Raw genomic sequence first — 19,595 nt, 5'->3', positions numbered from 1 at the left:
ACCTCCTAGATTATTTGTTGATTTCTAATACTTCAGGCTTTTGAGCTTCGTGCTTGTGTTCAGCACCTGCATATACATGCATCTTCAAGAATTCTTGGTGACCAAGAGTGTTCTTTGGAAGCATACCCTTAACTGATAATTCAACTAATCTTACAGGGTTCTTAGCTAACAATTCGCCAGCTGAAACAGCTTTTAAACCACCGCGGAAATCTGAGTGGTGGTAGTAGATCTTATCAGTAGCCTTCTTACCAGTCAACTTTAACTTAGCTGCGTTGATGATGATAACATTGTCACCAGTATCAACGTTAGGTGTGTATTGAGGCTTATTCTTACCTCTTAAAATAGTGGCTACAACAGTTGATAAACGACCTAATGCGATATCAGTTGCATCGATAACATACCACTTACGTTCAATTTCACTAGTTTTTGCTAATGGTGTAGTACGCAATTTAAATTCCTCCGTTTTTTTGCAGTTTGACAAACAATAAGTTTCCGGGGCCTATCGTGGACAAACATACGTTATCTATGATACTTTCAAACACTCATAATGTCAATTATTTTTCTTGTCTAAGCGATATTTTTCTGGAACTTCTTCATAAAATACATGGTATAAATATAATCCGCTTGCTGGCGCAGTATTTCTTACTTCTTGCCTATCTTTAGCAAGAATTACGCGCTTTAAGTCATGAACTGGACGCCTTTCATTTCCTATTTCTAAAAGCGCTCCAACCATGATTCTAACCATATTATATAAAAAGCCATTTCCAATAAAATCAAAGATAATTTCATTTTCTTCAGACTTTTGCCAAATCTTTACATAGTATATAGTTCGTACTTTATCAATAATTTGACCACCACTGGCCGCAAAACTTGTAAAATCATGTTCTCCTAGCAAATCTAACGCTGCTTCTTGCATTTTAGATACATTTAACTTATAAGGGTAATGTCCAGTATAAAATCGCTTAAAAGGGTCTACAAAGCGGTCCTGATTTACAATATAACGATACCATTTCCCATGTGTTGAATATTGAACGTGGAAATCTTCATTGACAATTTCCGCATCTTTAAAAATTATATCTGTTGGCATCATTGAATTAAGTGCTAAAACCATTCTATTAGCAGGAATATTGTCATTGGGAAAGTCAAAATGAATTACCTGTCCTAATGCGTGGACGCCAGCATCAGTTCGCCCTGAGCCATGTACAACAATTCTTTGGCCTTTAGCCATCTTTTTTAAAGCTTCTTCAATTGTTCCTTGAACTGTCCGCTGATTTGGTTGCTTTTGAAATCCATGGAATAAATGGCCATCATAGGCCATAGTCATCTTAAATCGTGGCATTATTTACTCCTAAAGCTTAATAATAAAATTAATAGTAATACAAAATAGCCTAAATTAATAAGATCATATTTTGACCATTCTAACACTCGATACTTGCTTCTTCCTTCACTACCGCGGTAGCCTCTTGCTTCCATTGCAGTTGATAAATCAATTGCTACTTCCAATGAATTAATAAACAGAGGAACTAATAAAGGAACTACTGCTTTAATTCTTTTAATCAAACCACCATCATTAAAATCTGCCCCTCTTGAACGTTGAGCATTCATAATTTTTATTGTCTGATCAAACAATGTGGGCACAAAACGTAAAGCGATTGACATTATCAGTGCTATTTCTGCAACAGGCACATGTAAATATTTTAAAGGTTTAAGCATCCATTCCATCGCATCAGCAATTGCTAATGGAGCTGTAGTCAAAGTCATTACCGTTGACATTAAAATAATCAATGTAAATCTCAAAAAAATATATATCGAATTAATCACACCATAGCTAGAAACTGAGAGAATGCCCCATTTCCAATAAATTTCACCTCCGCTTGTAAAAAAAAGCTGCAAGAAAGAGGTAAAAAATATTAAGCCTAACAAAGGTTTAATTCCATCCCAAAAGAATCTTAAATTTATCTTTGTAGCAACTATCGCTAATAAACAGGCTAAAACTAAAACTAAGTAGCTTTGCCAATTATTAGCTAAAAAAATGATAAAAATAAAAATAAATGTAAAAATTAATTTCCCACGTGAATCCATTTTATGAATTACAGAATTACCTGGAATAAAGCGTCCAATTATTATTTTACTCATTATTTTCCTTCACTAATTTTTGTTCAATTTGATTTGCTAATCTATCAATAGTTAAAGGATTAAGATCAATATTTAAATTGTTCTCAACTAATTTTTTGGCAAAAAGATTAGCAGTGGGCATAGCTAAATGATGCTGCAAAAGCCACTCCGAATTAGAAAAAATTTCTTCTGGAGTACCATGTCTGAGTAATTTGCCTTTTTCTAAAACTAAAACATCATCAGCATATTCCGCAACATCATCCATATTATGAGTAACTAAAATTACTGTATGTCCTTCTTTTTGATATTGCTTAAATAGATTAAACATTTCTTGCTTTCCTTGAGGATCAAGGCCTGCCGCTGGTTCATCTAGGCATAAAATATCAGGTTCATATGCCATAACACCAGCAATTGCAACACGTCTCATTTGACCACCTGATAAATCAAACGGTGAACTCTCCCCCACTGAAACTGGAAGTCCAACTTTTTTAAGCCACTTTTTTGCTAATTCACTTGCTTCTTGCTCTGAATAGCCAAAATTTTTTGGACCATATTCAATGTCTTTTAATACGGTGCTTTCAAATAATTGAGCTTCAGGAAATTGAAATACTAAACTTACTTTTTCACGCAACTTTTTCAAGTGCTTATTACTAGTTTGAGCATTTAAAGTAAACCCAGCTATCTTAATTTGACCTGCACTCGGTTTCAGCAAGGCGTTAAAATGTTGCATCAAAGTCGATTTTCCACTACCAGTATGACCAATTATTGCAACAAAACTATTTTCTTTCAGCTCAAAGCTCACATTATCCAAGGCTTTTTTTTCAAAAGGGGTTTTCGGAGAATAAATATAATCTACTTTTTCAAACTTAATTGACATATTTCTTTCACCAACTTTTCTTGAGTATTGGCTTGCTTAGAAATCAAAAAGCCTTTTTGTCTAAGCTTTTCTGCTAGCTGATAAATAAAAGGAAGCCCCAATCCAATTTCATTAAGTAAATTTGCATTGTCAAAAATAACTTCGGGCTTATCTTGCAAAATTATCTTTCCATTATCAAGCACTAAAACTTCATCAGCTTTTTCAACTTCCTCTAAATCATGTGTAATTGAAATAACCGTTAAATTATATTGTTGCTTTATCTTCTTTATTAAATTAAGTATGCTCTTTTTACCTTCTGGATCAAGCATCGAGGTTGCTTCATCTAAAATTATTATTTTAGGCTTTACCGCTAATATTCCTGCAATAGCCACACGTTGCTTTTGACCACCAGACAATTGGGCTGGCTCAGAATTTTTAAATTCTTCCATTCCAACCTGACTGATGGCCTCGTCAACCAAAGGTAGCATCTTTTCTCGAGAAACGCCTTTGTTTTCAAGTCCAAATGCCACATCATCTTCTACCGTGCTCCCAACAAATTGATTATCTGGATTTTGGAAAACAATACCGACTTTATCCCTAATTTTCCAAATGTTTTCATCATTTAATTCCATACCATCTATTTTTATCGCATAAGGATCTTTTTTATCCTTTTCTGCCACTAATAATCCGATTAATAAACGAGCAATAGTTGATTTCCCACTACCATTGTGTCCAATCAAAGTCGTCCAAGAATTTTCTTTCACTGAAAAAGAAAGATTATTCAAAATCGGATTTGATGTATTAGGATATGAAAAAGTTAAATTCTTTATTTCAATTATTTTGTTCATACTATCATCCTCATTTAACTTTCTTAATTGTAACAGAAAAGGATAAAAAAAATCATCCATGGAGAGGGATGATCTACATCTAAGCTAGACTAAGCAAAGCCATCATCTTAACGCTTATTCTCACTTCCATGGATAATTCTTAATAGCTATTAAGTTTTATGGATTAGAATTAAACTAATTCTAAAATAACCATAGGTGCACCGTCACCACGACGAGCGGTAGCAAGTTTCATAATACGAGTGTAACCACCATTACGATCCTTGTAACGAGGTGCAATATCGCTAAATAATTTTTGTAAAGCTGACTTTACAACAACTGCATCGTTTTCTTGCTTAACGTCAGCGATTTCGTTACGTACAAATGCAGCAGCTTGTCTTCTTGCACTAAGGTCACCGCGCTTACCTAAAGTAATCATTCTTTCAGCAGTTTTACGGATTTCCTTAGCACGTGCTTCAGTAGTCACGATACGTTCGTTAATGATCAATTGAGTTGTCATTTCACGAAGCATTGCTTTTCTATGAGCACTGTCGCGACCTAATTTACGATATGCCATGAGTTTGCCTCCTTATATGCAGTAAACCTAATCTTCATGACGAAGAGAAAGTCCAAGATCTGCAAGTTTATTTTTAACTTCTTCTAATGATTTACGTCCTAAGTTTCTTACGCGCATCATATCAGATTCACTCTTATCAGTTAATTCTTGAAGAGTGTTGATACCAGCACGTTTTAAGCAGTTGTAAGAACGAACAGAAAGGTCTAACTCTTCAATTGTCATTTCAAGTTGACGTTCTTTCTTATCGTCTTCTTTTTCAACCATTACTTCGCCACCAAAATCAGTTTGAGCATCTGAGAATTTGAATACTTTAAAGTGCTCAATCAAAATCTTAGAAGCAAAACTAAGAGCGTCACTAGGTGTGATTGAACCGTCGGTCCAAACTTCTAGCGTAAGTTTATCGTAGTCATCTCTCTTACCAACACGGGTACTTTCCACTTGGTAGTTTACCTTTTTAATTGGTGAAAAAAGAGAATCTACAGGAATAACCCCGATAGGCATGTCATCAGTCTTGTTTTCACTTGCAGGTACATAACCACGGCCATTCTTAACCGCAATTTGCATATGTAAGTGTCCACCTTCAGCAACAGTACAAATATATTGATCAGGATTCAAAACTGTGACTTCAGAGTCAACCTTCAAATCACCAGCAGTGACAGTAGCTGGGCCTTCAACATCAAGTTCAACAATCTTTTCTTCATCTGCAACAGACTTAAGTTCAAGCTTCTTCAGATTAAGAACAATCTTGGTAACATCTTCACGTACACCAGGAATTGTTGAGAACTCATGCAAAACGCCATCAATTTGGATGTAAGAAAGTGCCGTACCTGGAATTGAGGTAAGCAATACTCTACGCAACGAATTACCTAAAGTAGTACCAAATCCACGTTCTAATGGTTCGACAACAAACTTACCGTATGCATCCTCTTGGTCAACAACGGTAATATTTGGTTTTTCAAATTCAATCATTACTGGGCCCCTTTCAAAACGTAATGTCCTAAACTATGGACAGAATTAGACACGACGACGTTTTGGTGGTCTGGAACCATTGTGTGGTACAGGTGTAACATCACGAATAGCAGTAATTTCAAGACCAGTTGCTTGAAGTGAACGAATAGCAGCTTCACGACCAGCACCAGGACCCTTTACTGATACTTCAACATGTTTCATACCTTGATCCATTGAAGCTTTAGCAGCAGCTTCTGCAGCCATTTGAGCAGCAAATGGAGTAGACTTACGGCTACCCTTAAAGCCCAAAGCACCAGCAGATGACCATGCAACAGCGTTACCTTGAACATCAGTAATCATAACTAAAGTGTTGTTAAAAGTTGAATGAATGTGAGCTACACCAGATTCAACGTGCTTCTTCACACGACGCTTACGCGTGTTTTTCTTTGCAGGCATTAATAAACCTCCTCTTTACTTAGTTTTTATTAACGGCTTCTCTTAGAACCTTTACGAGTACGTGCGTTGTTCTTTGTGTTTTGACCACGAACAGGAAGGCCACGACGGTGACGAACACCTCTGTATGAACCAATATCAACAAGACGTTTAATGTTCATACTAATTTCACGACGTAAATCACCTTCAACACGGTATTTATCAACTTCAGCACGAAGCTTTTCTTGATCTTCTGGAGTTAAATCTTTAGAACGAATGTCTTCAGAAACACCAGCATCTGCACAAATCTTCTTGGCAGTTGGTTCACCAATACCGTAAATATATGTTAATGCGACTACGATTCTTTTTTCTCTAGGTAAGTCAACACCAGCAATACGTGCCATAAATTGCACCTCCTAATTTTTCAATATTAACCTTGACGTTGCTTGTGCTTTGGATTTGCAGGGCAAATAACCATAACACGACCATTTCTCTTAATTACTTTGCAATGTTCGCACATTGGCTTAACAGATGGTCTAACTTTCATGTTTACCTCCGTTATTACTTGATAAAACGATACGTAATCCTACCCTTAGTTAAATCATATGGGGATAATTCCACAGTAACTTTATCTCCAGGTAAAATACGAATATAATGCATTCTAATTTTACCAGAAACATGGGCCAAAATAGTGGCACCATTTTCTAGTTCTACCTTAAACATAGCATTAGGTAAGGTATCTACTACCTTACCTTCTACTTCAATGACATCATCTTTTGCCAAAGTTTTTCCTCCGGAATCAAATTGTCATACTTTGAAATTATATCACGGGAAATTAAATAAATAAACTTTACTTAATCTTTACCAAGAATTGCGTCAGTATCTTCGAATACCTTCTCAGGAGATTGTTCACCATTTACAACAGAGAGCAAACCCTTTTGTTGGTAAAAATCACGAAGTGGCGCATTCATTTTTTCATTAACTTGAAGACGATTTCTAACCACTTCTGGTTTATCATCTTCTCTTTGATAGAATTCATGTCCACCACAGCGATCACATGTACCTTCAACTTTTGGTTTCTTAGAGAATTTATTGTATGTAGCTCCACATGCTTTACACATGAAACGTGCTGACAATCTATCAACTAATACACTTTCTTCAACATCAAGTGCAATAACATTAGTCAAAGGCTTGTTAAGTCGCTTAGTAATATCTTCAAGCATTTCTGCTTGTGCTGTGGTTCTTGGAAATCCATCTAAAATAAAGCCATTATTAGTGTCAGGCTTTGCTAATCTTTCTTCAACAAGCTTAGCAGTTACCTCATCAGGAACAAGATTTCCTTTATCAATGTAGCTCTTTGCTTCAAGACCTACTGGCGTTTCATTAGCCATAGCTTCTCTAAACATATCTCCAGTAGAGATGTGAGCTAATTTATATTTATCAACGATACGTTCAGAAACTGTACCCTTACCAGCACCTGGCAATCCTAAAAGAATTAAGTTAATCATTATCTAACTTCACCTATCTTATAAATCCTACATATTCTCTCTTCATAAGAAGTCCATTTACTTGTCTTGAAAGTTCAAGTACAACACCAATTACAATTAAAAGACTAGTACCACCAAGACCAATTGAACTTGGTAGACCCCAGATATTAGTTGCAAGTTGTGGTAAAAGAGCAACAAGACCAAGATAAACAGATCCTACAGTAGAGAGTCTCATTAATAATTTAGAAACAAAATCTTGTGTGTCTTTTCCAGGCCAAACACTTGGAATATAAGCACTTTGCTTTTGCAAATTCTCTGAGAGCTTTTCAGGATTTACCTGTACAAAAGCGTAGAAGAAAGTGAAAAGCACAATCAACAATGTATAAATAACTGCTCCAGGTGTTGTTTGAAGACTAAAGATTTGCGTTAAGATCTGATACCATTGTTCACCTTGGTGACTTTGAAAGGCCATTAAAATGGTTGAAGGAGTGATAATAAAGGAACTAGCAAAGATAACAGGAATAACTCCAGATACGTTAACTTTTAGTGGTAAGAAACTTTCAGAACCACTGACAGCTGCTCGTCTTGTGTATTGAATTGGCACACGACGAATAGCTTGTTCAACCCAAGTAACTACTTTCGTAATTACTAAAATTGCAATAATAATTGCAACGAAGAACACTATACCTTTCCAGCGATCACTACTACTTGCATTTGAAACATCTTCTTTAAAGATTTGTGCGATACCATTCGGCAATCGGGATATGATACCTGCAAAAATAATCACAGACACCCCATTACCTAGCCCTTTATCAGTAATTTCATCACCAAGCCAAGTTAATAAAAATGTCCCAGCTGTCATGATAATCGCAATTTGAATATAAGTTTGTGGGGTTGGGCTTTTCACAAGACCCATTTGTGTTAATACATTAAAGCCTAGTGTAATACCAATACTTTGGATAAAAGCTACAACTAAAGTTAAATATCTAGTTACTTGATTCGTCTTACGACGGCCAACTTCACCTTGCTTTCCCCACTCAACTAATTTTGGAACAATATCCATTTGAAGAAGTTGAATTACGATTTGAGCGGTGATATAAGGGGAAACCCCTAATGAAAAGATTGAATAATTATCCAATCCACCACCACTTACCGTATCAAGCATAGGAACTAATCCGGTTTGTGCAACTTGGTTAATCGCTTTTGCGTTGACACCAGGAACAGCGATATTAGCACCGATCCGATACAACAAAAGAATAAAGAGCGTAAAGAAAATTTTATTTCTAATTTCCTTATCCTTAAAGGCGTTCTTCAAGGTCGAGAACATTAAATCACCTCAACTGATCCACCAGCGGCATTAACTGCTTCTTCAGCAGCCTTAGAAGCTTTGTTTACCTTAACAGTAACCTTAACTTTTAATTCACCGTTAGCAAGTAACTTAACACCTGATAATTCTTTCTTTACCAAGCCTTTTGCCTTAAGGTCAGCGATAGTTACTTCGCTACCATTTTCAAACTTGTTTAAATCATCCAAGTTAATTACAGCATATTCCTTACGGTTAATGTTCTTGAAACCACGCTTAGGCATAGTTCTGAACAATGGCATTTGACCACCTTCAAAACCTGGACGAGTATGTCCACCTTGACGTGCCAATTGACCCTTTTGTCCACGACCAGAGGTTTTACCATAACCACTAGAAGTACCACGGCCAACACGCTTTCTTGAACGACGTGAACCTTCTGCAGGTTTTAATTCATGAAGCTTCATTTATTCGGCACCTCCTTAAATCTTACTTGTTAACTTCTTCAACAGAAATTAAGTGGGCGATTTTCATTAATGCGCCACGAGTAGCTGCGTTGTCTGGAAGGACAACTGAGCTATTAATTCTACCAAGACCAAGAGCCTTAACAACTTTACGTTGGTTAGGTAGACGGTGGGCAGCACTTCTAATTAAAGTAATCTTTAAATCAGTCATCTAGTCTCTCCTAATCTTGTAAGCTTTTTGCTGATTCACGAAGCTTTAATACATCTTCACGAGTCTTAAGCTTCTTCAAGCCATCGATAGTTGCTCTTACAACGTTGATTGGAGTGTTAGAGCCAAGTGACTTAGAAGTAATATCAGCAATACCAGCCATATCCATAACAATACGTACGGCACCACCAGCTGCAACACCGGAACCAGCTTCAGCAGGCTTAAGTAAAATGTTACCTGAACCAAAGTGACCGATAACTTCGTGAGGAATAGTTGTACCTACAGTTGGTACAGAAATCATATTCTTCTTACCTGCTTCAACAGCTTTGCGGATTGCTTCTGGAACTTCTTGAGCTTTACCAGTACCAAAGCCAACATGGCCCTTCTTGTCGCCGACAACAACAAGTGCTGCAAATCTCATTCTACGACCACCCTTAACAACCTTGGTGATTCTGTTTACAGCAACTAATTGATCTTCAATTTCGTCTTTAGGTCTGCGATCTTTACGAGAATCGTTGCGGTTTGCCATCAGTTAAATCTCCTTTCCTAGAATTCTAATCCGTTTTCACGAGCTGCATCTGCTAATGCTTGAATACGGCCGTGGTATAAGTAACCACTTCTGTCGAAAACAACAGTAGTAATGTTGTTTTTCTTTGCTGCTTCAGCAATTGCTTTACCAACTGCTTGAGCTTGTTCAAGCTTAGTTCCTTCTGCAGAAACTGACTTATCTAAAGTTGAGGCACTTGCTAGCGTTACACCCGCTACGTCATCAATAATTTGAGCGTAGATGTTTTTGTTAGAACGGAAAATACTCAAGCGTGGGCGCTCAGCAGTACCAGAAATCTTGCCACGAATACGCTTGTGACGCTTTAAGCGCAATTTATTTTTATCTGGTTTAGAAATCACAATTTCACCTCAAAAATTTCTATTACTTACCTGTCTTACCTTCCTTACGACGAACGTATTCATCAACGTAACGAATACCCTTGCCCTTGTAAGGTTCTGGTGGACGAACTGCACGTACTTCAGCTGCAAATTGACCAACAACTTGCTTAGAAATACCTTCAATTTCAATATCAACTGCTGAAGGAGTCTTAACAGTAATACCTTCAGGAGTTTCAAATTCAACTGGGTGTGAGTAACCAACATTCAATACGAGCTTGTTTCCTTGAGCTTGTGCACGGTAACCAACACCGATAAGCTTTAAGTTCTTCTTGTAACCATCAACAACACCTTCAATCATAGATGCGAGGTTGGCTCTTGATGTACCGTGAAGAGCTTTATCATTTTCACTTGAACGAGAAACAGTAATTTCTCCGTCTTTTTGTTCAAAGGTGATTTTGGGACTGAATTCTCTACTTAATTCACCTTTTGGTCCTTTAACAGTGATGACATTACCTTCCTTGGTAACAGTGACACTGTCAGGAACGTTAATAACTTTAAAACCAATACGGCTCATTAGTTGTTCTCCTTTCTGTCAGAATTACCAAACGTAGGCAAGAACTTCGCCACCAACATTCTTTTCTCTAGCTTCTTTATCGGTAATAACACCAGCAGAAGTTGAGACAATGGCGATACCAAGACCGTTTAATACCTTAGGTAAGTTTTCGGCACCAACGTAGTTTCTCAAACCTGGCTTAGAGATTCTCTTCAAACCAGAGATAACGCGTTCACCATTTGGACCGTACTTCAAGAAAATCTTGATCATACCTTGTTTGTTGTCATCAGTTACTTCGTAATCACGGATGAAACCTTCTTGCTTCAAGATTTCTGAAAGTGACTTTTTAATCGTAGATGCTGGAATTTCAACTGAATCGTGCTTTGCCATGTTAGCATTTCTGATTCTAGTTAAGTAATCAGCAATCGGATCAGTCATGACCATTATGCTTTCCTCCTTACTCTTTATTACCAACTAGCCTTTTTAAGACCAGGAATTTGACCCTTGTGAGCTAAGTCCTTTAAGCAAATACGGCATAAACCGAATTTACGGTATACAGAATGTGGACGTCCACATCTTTCACAGCGTGTGTATGCACGGCTTGAGAACTTAGCAGGACGATGATTTCTAACTTTTAATGATGTTTTAGCCATTGATGTCCTCCAATTTATTTTGCAAATGGGAATCCAAATTGTTGCAAAAGTTCACGTGCTTCTTCGTCAGTTTGTGCAGTAGTAACAATAACTACATCCAAACCACGAGTACGGTTAACTTTATCAAAGTCGATTTCTGGGAAGATCAATTGTTCTTTAATACCCAAAGTGTAGTTACCACGTCCATCAAATGAACGAGTTGAAACACCACGGAAGTCACGAACACGTGGAAGAGAAACATTGATCAACTTATCTAAGAAGTCATACATTCTATCACCTCTAAGAGTTACCTTAGCACCAATAGACATACCTTCACGCAAACGGAAGTTGGCGATTGACTTCTTTGCTTTAGTAATTAAAGGCTTTTGACCTGAAATTAAAGTTAATTCTTCAACAGCTTCATCTAAATTCTTAGCATTTGATACAGCGTCACCAACACCCATGTTCAATACGATTTTTTCAATCTTAGGGATTTGCATAGTTGACTTGTAACCAAACTTTTCAGCTAATGCTGATGCAACTTCTTCTTTGTATTGTACAGCTAAATGATTTGCCATTAGGATCCTCCTCTCTATTTCTTATCGATTGCCTTACCGCTAACTTTAGCGATACGAACTTTATTACCATCAACGATTTCGTGACCAATTCTTGTTGGCTTGCCTGATTCAGGATCAATAAGCATAACGTTTGAAACGTGAATTGAACCTTCTTTTTCAACAACACCACCGTTTTGGTTAGTTTGTGATGGCTTTTCGTGCTTCTTAATCATGTTAAGACCCTTAACAACAACACGGTCATTCTTACGGTCTACTCTGATTACAGTACCTTCTTTGCCCTTTTCTTTACCGGCGATAACCTTTACCTTGTCACCTGTTTTAACAAACATCAGTGCACCTCCCTAAAAATTTTATAATACTTCAGGAGCAAGAGAGACGATCTTCATGAAGTCGTGCTCACGTAGTTCACGGGCTACAGGCCCAAAAATACGAGTTCCACGAGGGCTCTTGTCGGCATTAATTACGACAGCAGCATTTTCGTCAAACTTGATGTATGAACCATCTTCGCGACGTGCACCTGATTTTGTTCTTACGATAACAGCCTTAACAACGTCGCCCTTTTTGACAACGCCACCTGGTGTTGCTTGCTTAACAGCACAAACAACGATATCACCAATATTACCGGTCTTACGCTTTGAGCCACCCATAACACGGATAACTAATAGTTCTCTGGCACCGGAGTTGTCAGCAACTTTTAAGCGGCTTTCGTTTTGAATCACTATGTAATCCTCCCCTCACTTAAATCCGCAAACTAAACGCGTCTCTTAACAATTTTAACTAAACGGTAGCGCTTTTGACGTGACAATGGACGGGTTTCCATGATACGTACAGTATCGCCAACTTTAGCATCATTATTTACGTCGTGAGCGTAGTACTTCTTTGAGTATTTAATACGCTTCTTGTAAACTGGGTGGTTCTTGTAAGTATCAACAACAACAGTAATAGTCTTGTCCATCTTATCTGAAACCACACGGCCTTGGTAAACGTGACGACGATTTCTTTCGATTGTTTCGCTCAAGTTAATGACTCCCTTCCATTAATTAGTTTTGCTTTAACGCTTCTTCGCTCAGAACAGTTTTAATTCTGGCGATATTTTTACGGACTTGTCTCAAGCGGGCAGTGTTCTCTAATTGACCCGTTGCTTGTTGGAAACGCAAGTTAAAAAGTTCTTCTTTGTATTGCTTTTCCTTTTCTAACATTTGATCAGTGGTTAATGATCTGATATCTTTAGCCTTCATTAGATTCGCCACCTACTTCCGTACTTTTTGCAACAAACTTACACTTGATTGGCAACTTAGTAGAAGCAAGTCTTAAAGCTTCACGAGCTACTTCTTCTGAAACGCCACCAATTTCAAACATAATTTTTTCTCTTTTTACTACAGCTACCCAACCTGCTGGTGCACCTTTACCAGAACCCATACGTACACCTACACCTTTAGCAGTGTATGACTTGTGTGGGAAGATTCTGATCCAAACCTTACCGCCACGCTTCATGTAACGAGTCATCGCAACACGAGCTGCTTCGATTTGTCTGTTAGTGATCCAGTGAGATTCAAGAGCCATCAAACCGTATTCGCCAAATGCAATGGTCTTTCCACCCTTGGCAGCACCACGCATTTTACCACGGAATTCACGACGGTGTTTTACACGCTTTGGTACTAATGGCATTACTTGTTGCCTCCCTTCGAACGCTTAGAAGCTGGTCTATTCTTACGACCAGGTAAGATTTCACCACGGTTAATCCAAACCTTAACACCAATTTGACCATAAGTAGTTAAAGCTTGTACCCATGCGTAATCAATATCTGCTCTCAAAGTATGAAGAGGTACACTACCTTCAGTATGCCATTCTCTTCTTGCCATGTCTGCACCATTCAAACGACCTGCAGTTTGAACCTTGATACCCTTAGCACCTGCACGCATAGCTCTTTGAGTAGCTTGACGAGTAGCACGTCTGAAAGCAATACGAGCTTCCAATTGACGAGCAACACTGTCACCAACAAGTTCAGCATCAAGATCAGGCTTCTTAATTTCTACAATATTGATATGAACTTGCTTTTCAGTTAATGCATTTAATTGCTTTCTTAATGCTTCAACTTCTGAACCACCTTTACCAATTACCATACCTGGCTTAGCAGTGTGGATAGAAATGTTGATTCTGTTTGCTGCACGTTCAATTTCTACAGTTGAAACTGAGGCATCCTTTAATTTCTTAGCAACGAAATCTCTGATGCGTAAGTCTTCATTTAAAGTTTCTTTGTAGTCTTTGTCAGCAAACCATTTTGCTTCCCAATCACGGTTAACACCGAGACGGAAACCAAGTGGGTTAATCTTTTGACCCATCGATATACCTCCCTTAATCGTTCATTTCAGAAACTACAACAACTACGTGACTGGTTCTCTTGTTGATTGGAGAAGCCATACCTTTAGCACGAGGGCGGAATCTCTTAAGGGTTGCACCTTCATTGACATAGGCTTCAGAAACGTAGAGGTTTGCACTTTCAAGATCGTAATTGTGTTCTGCGTTAGCAATTGCTGAACGTAAAACTTTTTCAACGATTGGGGAAGCAGCTCTTGGCGTAAATTGCAAAATTGCCAATGCTTCTGCAACGCTCTTACCACGGATTAAATCAATAACCAAACGTGCTTTTCTAGGAGCGATACGAACGGTTCTTGCTTCAGCTCTTGCTGAAGTGATTTGTTCTGCCATTTAGATTTTCTCCTTCCTCTTAACTATTTAGTAGCCTTGTCGTCAGCCTTATGACCACGGAAAGTTCTAGTTGGAACAAATTCACCCAACTTGTGACCTACCATGTCTTCGGTAACGTACACAGGAACATGCTTTCTACCATCGTAAACAGCTATTGTCAAACCAACAAAAGAAGGGAAAATAGTTGAACGACGAGACCAAGTCTTAATAACTTGCTTCTTTTCGGCGTTTTCTTGTGCTGCGACCTTCTTTAATAAGTGTTCATCAGCAAATGGACCTTTTTTAATACTACGGCTCATTAATCAGTACCCTCCTTCTAATTATTTGTTGCCCTTACGGTGACGAATAATCATCTTTTCACTAGCCTTCTTGGTATTTCTAGTCTTAATACCACGTGACTTCTTACCCCAAGGGGTCATAGGTTGTGGACGACCAACAGGTGCCTTACCTTCACCACCACCATGTGGGTGATCGTTAGGGTTCATTACAGAACCACGTGATTGAGGACGCTTGCCCAACCAACGCTTACGGCCGGCCTTACCTAATTGAATTAATGAGTGTTGTTCATTACCAACTACACCGATAGTTGCACGGCAAGTTGAAAGGATACGACGAACTTCACCACTTTGTAATCTCACCAAAGTGTAACGACCATCTGTACCAAGAACTTGACCTTCAGTACCAGCACTTCTTACTAATTGACCACCCTTACCAGGCTTTAATTCGATGTTGTGAATTGAAGTACCAGTAGGAATGTTGGCAAGTGGAAGTGCGTTACCTGGCTTGATATCAGCTTCTACACCAGATTCAACGATGTCGCCAACTTTAAGACCCTTAGGTGCCAAGATGTAAGCCTTGATACCATCAGTGTAGTGAAGTAAAGCAATGTTTGCAGTTCTGTTTGGATCGTATTCGATTGCCTTAACAACTGCTTTTACATCATCTTTATTACGCTTGAAATCGATGATACGGTATTTTTGCTTGTGACCACCACCACGGTGTCTTACAGTAATATGACCATATGAGTTACGACCAGCAGTATGTGATTGTGATTCAAGTAAAGTCCGTTCAGGCTTTTTCTTGGTAATTTCTGCAAAGTCTGAAGAGGTCATATTGCGTCGACCATTAGTGGTTGGCTTGTACTTTCTAATCGCCAATTGACTAACCTCCTATTATTTGTTGTCTTCTTCTGCGAAGATCTTAATATCATTTGAATCGTTAGTTAAAGTAACGATTGCTTTTCTACGACGAGCTGTCTTACCAGTGTAACGACCAACTCTCTTGTCCTTACCGCGAACGTTCATAATGTTAACGCTCTTAACCTTAACATCAAAAATTTCTTCAACTGCGTTACGAACTTGAGTCTTGGTAGCAGTTAAAAGCACATCAAAAGTGTACTTCTTGTTGTCCATTAAGTTAGTAGACTTTTCAGTAATGACAGGTCTTAAAATGATGTCATGTGCATTCATTATGCCAATACCTCCTCAATTCTCTTAACAGCGTCTTGAGTCAAGATAAGCTTGTCATAGTTAACTGCATCAACAACATTTAAGCCATTAACTGGAACAACCTTAACGTTTTCCAAGTTTCTTGCTGAAAGTTGAACGTTTTCGTTATCAGAAACAACTAAAACTTTGCTGTCAACATTCAAGTTACCTAAAACAGCCTTGAATTCTTTCGTCTTTGGTGCATCTAAACTTAATTGATCTAATACGATTAAGTTATTGTCTTGCAACTTTTGTGAAAGAACTGACTTAATAGCTAAGCGACGAACCTTACGTGGCAAGCTGTATGCGTATGAACGTGGTGTAGGGCCAAATACAGTACCACCACCGCGCCATTGAGGAGCTCTAATAGAACCTTGACGAGCACGACCAGTACCCTTTTGTCTCCAAGGCTTCTTACCACCACCGCGAACAGCTGATCTGTTCTTAGTAGCATGAGTACCTTGACGCATACCAGCTCTTTGTCTAATAACAGCATCGAAAACTACGTTTTCGTTTGGTTCAATACCAAAAACGTTGTCATTTAAAGTAACTTCACCAGCATCTTTACCAGTTTGATCGATAAGTTTTAAATTAGCCATTCTAGTCCTCCTTCCTACTTGTCAGCTTTAGTAGCAGATTTTACAACGATTAATGAGTCTTTAGCACCAGGAACGTTACCTTTAACTAAAAGAACGTTCTTGTCAGCTACAACCTTTTCAATTACTAAGTTTTGAATAGTAACAGTCTTCACACCCATGTGACCTGGTAATTTCTTACCCTTTGGTACACGGTTAATGATTGAACCCATTGAACCAGGGATTCTGTGGTATCTTGAACCGTGTGTTTCAGGTCCTCTAGATTGACCGTGACGCTTAATGTTACCTTGGTAACCGTGACCTCTTGTAGTACCAGTAACGTCTACTACGTCACCTTCCTTAAATGTATCCACAGTAACTTCTGAGCCGACTTCATAATCCTTAAGCTCAACACCGCGAATTTCTCGAATGAAGCGCTTAGGTGAAGTCTTTGCCTTATCAGCATGACCTTTTTCCGGTTTGTTGCTCAATACTTCACGCTTGTCTTGGTAACCTAATTGAACTGCTTCGTAACCATCTGATTCAACAGTCTTAACTTGCATAACAACGTTAGGTGTTGCTTCGATAACAGTTACGGGAACAAGGACACCTTTGTCAGTGAAGATTTGAGTCATACCGACTTTTCTTCCTAAGATTCCTTTGGTCATGATTACACCTCCATAAATCTATAAAAATTAAAGTTTAATTTCGATGTCTACACCGCTAGGTAAGTCTAATTTCATTAATGAATCAACAGTCTTTGGTGTTGGATTCAAAATATCAATTAAACGCTTGTGTGTACGCATTTCGAACTGTTCACGTGAGTCCTTGTTCGTGTGTGGTGAACGAAGAACAGTGAATAAAGTTCTTTCAGTTGGAAGAGGAACTGGACCTGAAATTTCTGCACCAGTTCTCTTTGCTGTTGCGACGATCTTAGCAGCAGATTCATCGAGAATACCGTGTTCGTAAGACTTAAGTCTAATACGGATTTGTTGACTTGCCATCAAATTACCTCCTTGCGTCTTCTTTAAAAGATGACTAGCTCTACAAAAATTACCGACACACCACTGTGGCAATGCAGCCTGGTGTGCCGCAACCTTTTGCGTCAAAGCTACAACAAAAATGTGCACAAGAGCACAGTTAACCTCTAAAATGCACAAAGAATAGTATACCGACTATTTCGTTATTTATCAAGGGTTTTGACTGATTTTTTTATTATTTTTTTCTTCCTATATTTATAGGATAAACCTGTAAAAGTTACAATCTTGAATAAAAAAATATGAACTTCAATTATGAAGTCCATATCATGATTAATAAACTAATAATCCCAATGCTAAAAACATTAGACAAAGTATAAATTCAATGACCAACAATTTCCAACACCATTTAAACCATTTACTAAAGTCAATTCCTACCATCATTAATCCCATTAGAATCAACCCTGTTGGGGCAATTAAAGATATATAGCCTTGACCTAAATTGTAAGCATCTATCACACTAGCTCGATCAATCCCTACCACATTGGCAAGTGGTGCCATAATAGGCATTGATAACACCGCTAATCCTGATGATGACTGAATAAAGAAACCTAAAACAATATAAACTATAAATAACAACCAAATAAAAACAAGTGGTGGCAGTCCTGAAATTTGTTTACTAAAGAAATTCATAATTGTGTCACTCGTATGACTATTATCCATAATAATCGAAACCCCACGTGCTAAACCAATTGTTAGGGCAACACCCAACAATTCACTTGCACCATTAACAAAAGCATCGATCACTTTATGCTCGTCTAGGCCTGAAAAAAATTGCCATTAAATAACCAGCTGCAAGAAAAATTACAGAAATTTCAGTAAAATACCATCCTTGTGATTGAACGCCCCAAATCATTACTATAAAAGCAATAGCAAAAATCGAAAGCGTTAGTTTTTGCTGCCAAGTGAACTTGGGATTTTGTAAATTATCACTTGATAAAAACTTTTACGGTCACTCTCATATTGGTCGTACACATATGAAGTTTCAGGATGTTTACGAACTCTTTCTGCATAATGAATTACATAAAGCATTCCGATAAAAGTGCAAAAAGCCCACATTATTATTCTCATTGGAAGCGCGTGTGAAAAGTTAACCCCTGCTGCATTTGAAGCTATAATTGTCGAAAAAGGATTAATTGTAGAAACCATCGTTCCTATACTATCAGCTAAAAAGACAGTACCGATAACTGTCATCGTATCGTATCCTGCCATTAAAAATACAGGTATCAAAATAGGATACATAGCCATTGTTTCTTCCGCTAATCCATACGTCGTTCCGCCAATTGAAACAAAAGCCATAATTACTACTATTAAAAGAACTTGTTTTCCTTTAATTTTCTTTGATAAAGCTGCAATACCAGAATTAATCGCGCCATTAGCATTAACAATTCCAATACAGCCTCCTAAAATTAAAACAAAAGCAATGATATCAATACTTTGAACAATTCCTTGCACTTGAACTGTAAAGAAATTAACAATTGCTTGCCATAGATTAGGCTTTTGAGCAGAAATTCGCTCATAAGAATTAGGAATCGCAACCGGCTTAAAAATAGTACCATCTTTAAACTTTTGAATTGGTATATTAATCTTATACTTATCCAAATTATTTTGCGATGCAGCAATCTTTTGGGTATCTCCATTTGGTTTAGTAATCACAAAATTATTATTTTCTGAATTATATGACAAAGTGGCGTAATTACCCGCTGGGATAAAATATGTCAGAAGTTCGATTAGTAATAATACAATAATAATTACGGTATAAGCCGTCGGAAATCTATGCTTTTTTTGTTCAGTTTTAACCATTTAGTTTACACTTTCAATCAACTCATCGTATCTCTTATTATTAATTATAATACGCGTGGTGCTAGTTAAATCGTTTTAGTTAATAAAAAAGTCCAATCTTGTTAGACTCGACTTGTAAATAGTAA

General features: G+C 37.7%; 34 protein-coding genes and 1 pseudogene. All 35 read right to left on the bottom strand.

The features are described 5' to 3' along the window. Positions 1-10: 10 nt before the first annotated feature. Positions 11-448 carry a 50S ribosomal protein L13 gene (gene rplM, locus ETI37_RS06680; protein ID WP_006585175.1) on the bottom strand — a complete coding sequence of 146 codons (438 nt, stop codon included), beginning with the start codon at positions 446-448 and terminating at the stop codon, positions 11-13. Between the two features lie 102 nt (positions 449-550). Continuing rightward, entirely contained in the window at positions 551-1,339 is a 789-nt protein-coding gene (gene truA / locus ETI37_RS06675; RefSeq protein ID WP_006585845.1) for a tRNA pseudouridine(38-40) synthase TruA, read from the bottom strand. After that, positions 1,339-2,136 (bottom strand): energy-coupling factor transporter transmembrane component T family protein, encoded by a 798-nt coding sequence (locus ETI37_RS06670; RefSeq protein WP_006587654.1) that lies wholly within the window; start codon positions 2,134-2,136, stop codon positions 1,339-1,341. Before ETI37_RS06670 ends, truA begins: the two co-directional genes overlap by 1 nt. Then, complete coding sequence (locus tag ETI37_RS06665; protein WP_006585847.1) at positions 2,129-2,992, bottom strand: energy-coupling factor transporter ATPase; 864 nt, start codon at positions 2,990-2,992, stop codon at positions 2,129-2,131. Before ETI37_RS06665 ends, ETI37_RS06670 begins: the two co-directional genes overlap by 8 nt. Continuing rightward, a complete protein-coding gene (locus ETI37_RS06660) occupies positions 2,968-3,819 on the bottom strand; it encodes an energy-coupling factor transporter ATPase (protein WP_034535718.1) in 852 nt (283 codons plus the stop codon). The genes ETI37_RS06665 and ETI37_RS06660 overlap by 25 nt, the downstream gene beginning before the upstream one ends. A gap of 169 nt (positions 3,820-3,988) precedes the next feature. After that, positions 3,989-4,372 (bottom strand): 50S ribosomal protein L17, encoded by a 384-nt coding sequence (rplQ, locus tag ETI37_RS06655; RefSeq protein WP_006585179.1) that lies wholly within the window; start codon positions 4,370-4,372, stop codon positions 3,989-3,991. A gap of 27 nt (positions 4,373-4,399) precedes the next feature. Beyond that, positions 4,400-5,341, bottom strand: a complete 942-nt coding sequence (locus ETI37_RS06650) for a DNA-directed RNA polymerase subunit alpha (RefSeq protein ID WP_006585849.1) — start codon at positions 5,339-5,341, stop codon at positions 4,400-4,402. A 45-nt stretch (positions 5,342-5,386) separates the two neighbouring features. Next, the gene (gene rpsK / locus ETI37_RS06645) at positions 5,387-5,776 is read right to left on the bottom strand and encodes a 30S ribosomal protein S11 (protein ID WP_006585181.1); all 390 of its coding nucleotides are present in this window, start codon (positions 5,774-5,776) and stop codon (positions 5,387-5,389) included. Between the two features lie 29 nt (positions 5,777-5,805). Further along, positions 5,806-6,156: a 30S ribosomal protein S13 gene (gene rpsM / locus ETI37_RS06640; RefSeq protein WP_006585182.1), complete on the bottom strand. Its 351-nt coding sequence runs from the start codon at positions 6,154-6,156 to the stop codon at positions 5,806-5,808. A 26-nt stretch (positions 6,157-6,182) separates the two neighbouring features. Then, positions 6,183-6,299 (bottom strand): 50S ribosomal protein L36, encoded by a 117-nt coding sequence (rpmJ, locus tag ETI37_RS06635; RefSeq protein WP_006585183.1) that lies wholly within the window; start codon positions 6,297-6,299, stop codon positions 6,183-6,185. 14 nt (positions 6,300-6,313) lie between these two features. Continuing rightward, positions 6,314-6,535, bottom strand: coding sequence for a translation initiation factor IF-1 (gene infA / locus ETI37_RS06630; RefSeq protein ID WP_006585184.1), 222 nt, complete (start codon positions 6,533-6,535; stop codon positions 6,314-6,316). A gap of 71 nt (positions 6,536-6,606) precedes the next feature. Beyond that, entirely contained in the window at positions 6,607-7,260 is a 654-nt protein-coding gene (locus ETI37_RS06625; RefSeq protein WP_006585185.1) for an adenylate kinase, read from the bottom strand. A 13-nt stretch (positions 7,261-7,273) separates the two neighbouring features. Beyond that, positions 7,274-8,566, bottom strand: coding sequence for a preprotein translocase subunit SecY (gene secY / locus ETI37_RS06620; RefSeq protein WP_143458496.1), 1,293 nt, complete (start codon positions 8,564-8,566; stop codon positions 7,274-7,276). Further along, a complete protein-coding gene (gene rplO, locus ETI37_RS06615) occupies positions 8,566-9,006 on the bottom strand; it encodes a 50S ribosomal protein L15 (protein WP_006585186.1) in 441 nt (146 codons plus the stop codon). The genes secY and rplO overlap by 1 nt, the downstream gene beginning before the upstream one ends. A 22-nt stretch (positions 9,007-9,028) precedes the next feature. Continuing rightward, the gene (rpmD, locus tag ETI37_RS06610) at positions 9,029-9,214 is read right to left on the bottom strand and encodes a 50S ribosomal protein L30 (RefSeq protein WP_006585187.1); all 186 of its coding nucleotides are present in this window, start codon (positions 9,212-9,214) and stop codon (positions 9,029-9,031) included. A gap of 10 nt (positions 9,215-9,224) precedes the next feature. Next, entirely contained in the window at positions 9,225-9,740 is a 516-nt protein-coding gene (rpsE, locus tag ETI37_RS06605) for a 30S ribosomal protein S5 (RefSeq protein WP_006585188.1), read from the bottom strand. A 17-nt stretch (positions 9,741-9,757) separates the two neighbouring features. Next, a complete protein-coding gene (rplR, locus tag ETI37_RS06600) occupies positions 9,758-10,117 on the bottom strand; it encodes a 50S ribosomal protein L18 (protein WP_006585189.1) in 360 nt (119 codons plus the stop codon). Positions 10,118-10,139: 22 nt separating this feature from the next. After that, positions 10,140-10,670: a 50S ribosomal protein L6 gene (gene rplF / locus ETI37_RS06595; protein ID WP_006585851.1), complete on the bottom strand. Its 531-nt coding sequence runs from the start codon at positions 10,668-10,670 to the stop codon at positions 10,140-10,142. A 24-nt stretch (positions 10,671-10,694) separates the two neighbouring features. Beyond that, a complete protein-coding gene (rpsH, locus tag ETI37_RS06590) occupies positions 10,695-11,093 on the bottom strand; it encodes a 30S ribosomal protein S8 (protein WP_006585190.1) in 399 nt (132 codons plus the stop codon). 23 nt (positions 11,094-11,116) lie between these two features. Beyond that, positions 11,117-11,302 carry a type Z 30S ribosomal protein S14 gene (locus ETI37_RS06585; RefSeq protein WP_006585191.1) on the bottom strand — a complete coding sequence of 62 codons (186 nt, stop codon included), beginning with the start codon at positions 11,300-11,302 and terminating at the stop codon, positions 11,117-11,119. 14 nt (positions 11,303-11,316) lie between these two features. Continuing rightward, positions 11,317-11,859, bottom strand: a complete 543-nt coding sequence (gene rplE / locus ETI37_RS06580; RefSeq protein WP_006585192.1) for a 50S ribosomal protein L5 — start codon at positions 11,857-11,859, stop codon at positions 11,317-11,319. 14 nt (positions 11,860-11,873) lie between these two features. After that, positions 11,874-12,188 carry a 50S ribosomal protein L24 gene (rplX, locus tag ETI37_RS06575; protein ID WP_006585852.1) on the bottom strand — a complete coding sequence of 105 codons (315 nt, stop codon included), beginning with the start codon at positions 12,186-12,188 and terminating at the stop codon, positions 11,874-11,876. 21 nt (positions 12,189-12,209) lie between these two features. Then, positions 12,210-12,578, bottom strand: coding sequence for a 50S ribosomal protein L14 (gene rplN, locus ETI37_RS06570; protein ID WP_006585194.1), 369 nt, complete (start codon positions 12,576-12,578; stop codon positions 12,210-12,212). A 32-nt stretch (positions 12,579-12,610) separates the two neighbouring features. Continuing rightward, the gene (rpsQ, locus tag ETI37_RS06565; RefSeq protein WP_006585195.1) at positions 12,611-12,877 is read right to left on the bottom strand and encodes a 30S ribosomal protein S17; all 267 of its coding nucleotides are present in this window, start codon (positions 12,875-12,877) and stop codon (positions 12,611-12,613) included. Between the two features lie 22 nt (positions 12,878-12,899). Then, positions 12,900-13,097, bottom strand: coding sequence for a 50S ribosomal protein L29 (gene rpmC / locus ETI37_RS06560; RefSeq protein ID WP_006585196.1), 198 nt, complete (start codon positions 13,095-13,097; stop codon positions 12,900-12,902). Then, positions 13,087-13,527, bottom strand: coding sequence for a 50S ribosomal protein L16 (gene rplP / locus ETI37_RS06555; protein ID WP_006585197.1), 441 nt, complete (start codon positions 13,525-13,527; stop codon positions 13,087-13,089). The genes rpmC and rplP overlap by 11 nt, the downstream gene beginning before the upstream one ends. Then, positions 13,527-14,201 carry a 30S ribosomal protein S3 gene (rpsC, locus tag ETI37_RS06550; RefSeq protein ID WP_006585198.1) on the bottom strand — a complete coding sequence of 225 codons (675 nt, stop codon included), beginning with the start codon at positions 14,199-14,201 and terminating at the stop codon, positions 13,527-13,529. Before rpsC ends, rplP begins: the two co-directional genes overlap by 1 nt. Before the next feature lie 13 nt (positions 14,202-14,214). Continuing rightward, positions 14,215-14,568 (bottom strand): 50S ribosomal protein L22, encoded by a 354-nt coding sequence (gene rplV / locus ETI37_RS06545; protein WP_006585853.1) that lies wholly within the window; start codon positions 14,566-14,568, stop codon positions 14,215-14,217. Positions 14,569-14,591: 23 nt separating this feature from the next. Continuing rightward, positions 14,592-14,867, bottom strand: a complete 276-nt coding sequence (gene rpsS / locus ETI37_RS06540) for a 30S ribosomal protein S19 (protein WP_006585200.1) — start codon at positions 14,865-14,867, stop codon at positions 14,592-14,594. Positions 14,868-14,888: 21 nt separating this feature from the next. Further along, on the bottom strand, positions 14,889-15,725 hold the full coding sequence (gene rplB / locus ETI37_RS06535) for a 50S ribosomal protein L2 (protein WP_006585201.1): 837 nt from the start codon (positions 15,723-15,725) through the stop codon (positions 14,889-14,891). A 15-nt stretch (positions 15,726-15,740) separates the two neighbouring features. Continuing rightward, entirely contained in the window at positions 15,741-16,037 is a 297-nt protein-coding gene (gene rplW / locus ETI37_RS06530; RefSeq protein ID WP_006585854.1) for a 50S ribosomal protein L23, read from the bottom strand. After that, entirely contained in the window at positions 16,037-16,654 is a 618-nt protein-coding gene (gene rplD, locus ETI37_RS06525; protein ID WP_006585855.1) for a 50S ribosomal protein L4, read from the bottom strand. Before rplD ends, rplW begins: the two co-directional genes overlap by 1 nt. A 14-nt stretch (positions 16,655-16,668) precedes the next feature. Next, on the bottom strand, positions 16,669-17,298 hold the full coding sequence (gene rplC, locus ETI37_RS06520) for a 50S ribosomal protein L3 (RefSeq protein ID WP_006585204.1): 630 nt from the start codon (positions 17,296-17,298) through the stop codon (positions 16,669-16,671). 27 nt (positions 17,299-17,325) lie between these two features. Next, positions 17,326-17,634: a 30S ribosomal protein S10 gene (gene rpsJ, locus ETI37_RS06515; protein ID WP_034535719.1), complete on the bottom strand. Its 309-nt coding sequence runs from the start codon at positions 17,632-17,634 to the stop codon at positions 17,326-17,328. Positions 17,635-17,940: 306 nt separating this feature from the next. Continuing rightward, positions 17,941-19,470: pseudogene (locus tag ETI37_RS06510) on the bottom strand (YfcC family protein). Positions 19,471-19,595: the final 125 nt, after the last annotated feature.

The organism is Lactobacillus mulieris, from assembly GCF_007095465.1.
Lineage (GTDB): Bacteria > Bacillota > Bacilli > Lactobacillales > Lactobacillaceae > Lactobacillus > Lactobacillus mulieris.
The sequence above is the reverse complement of the archived record's forward strand: the minus strand, read 5'-3'. Positions and strand labels throughout refer to the sequence as shown.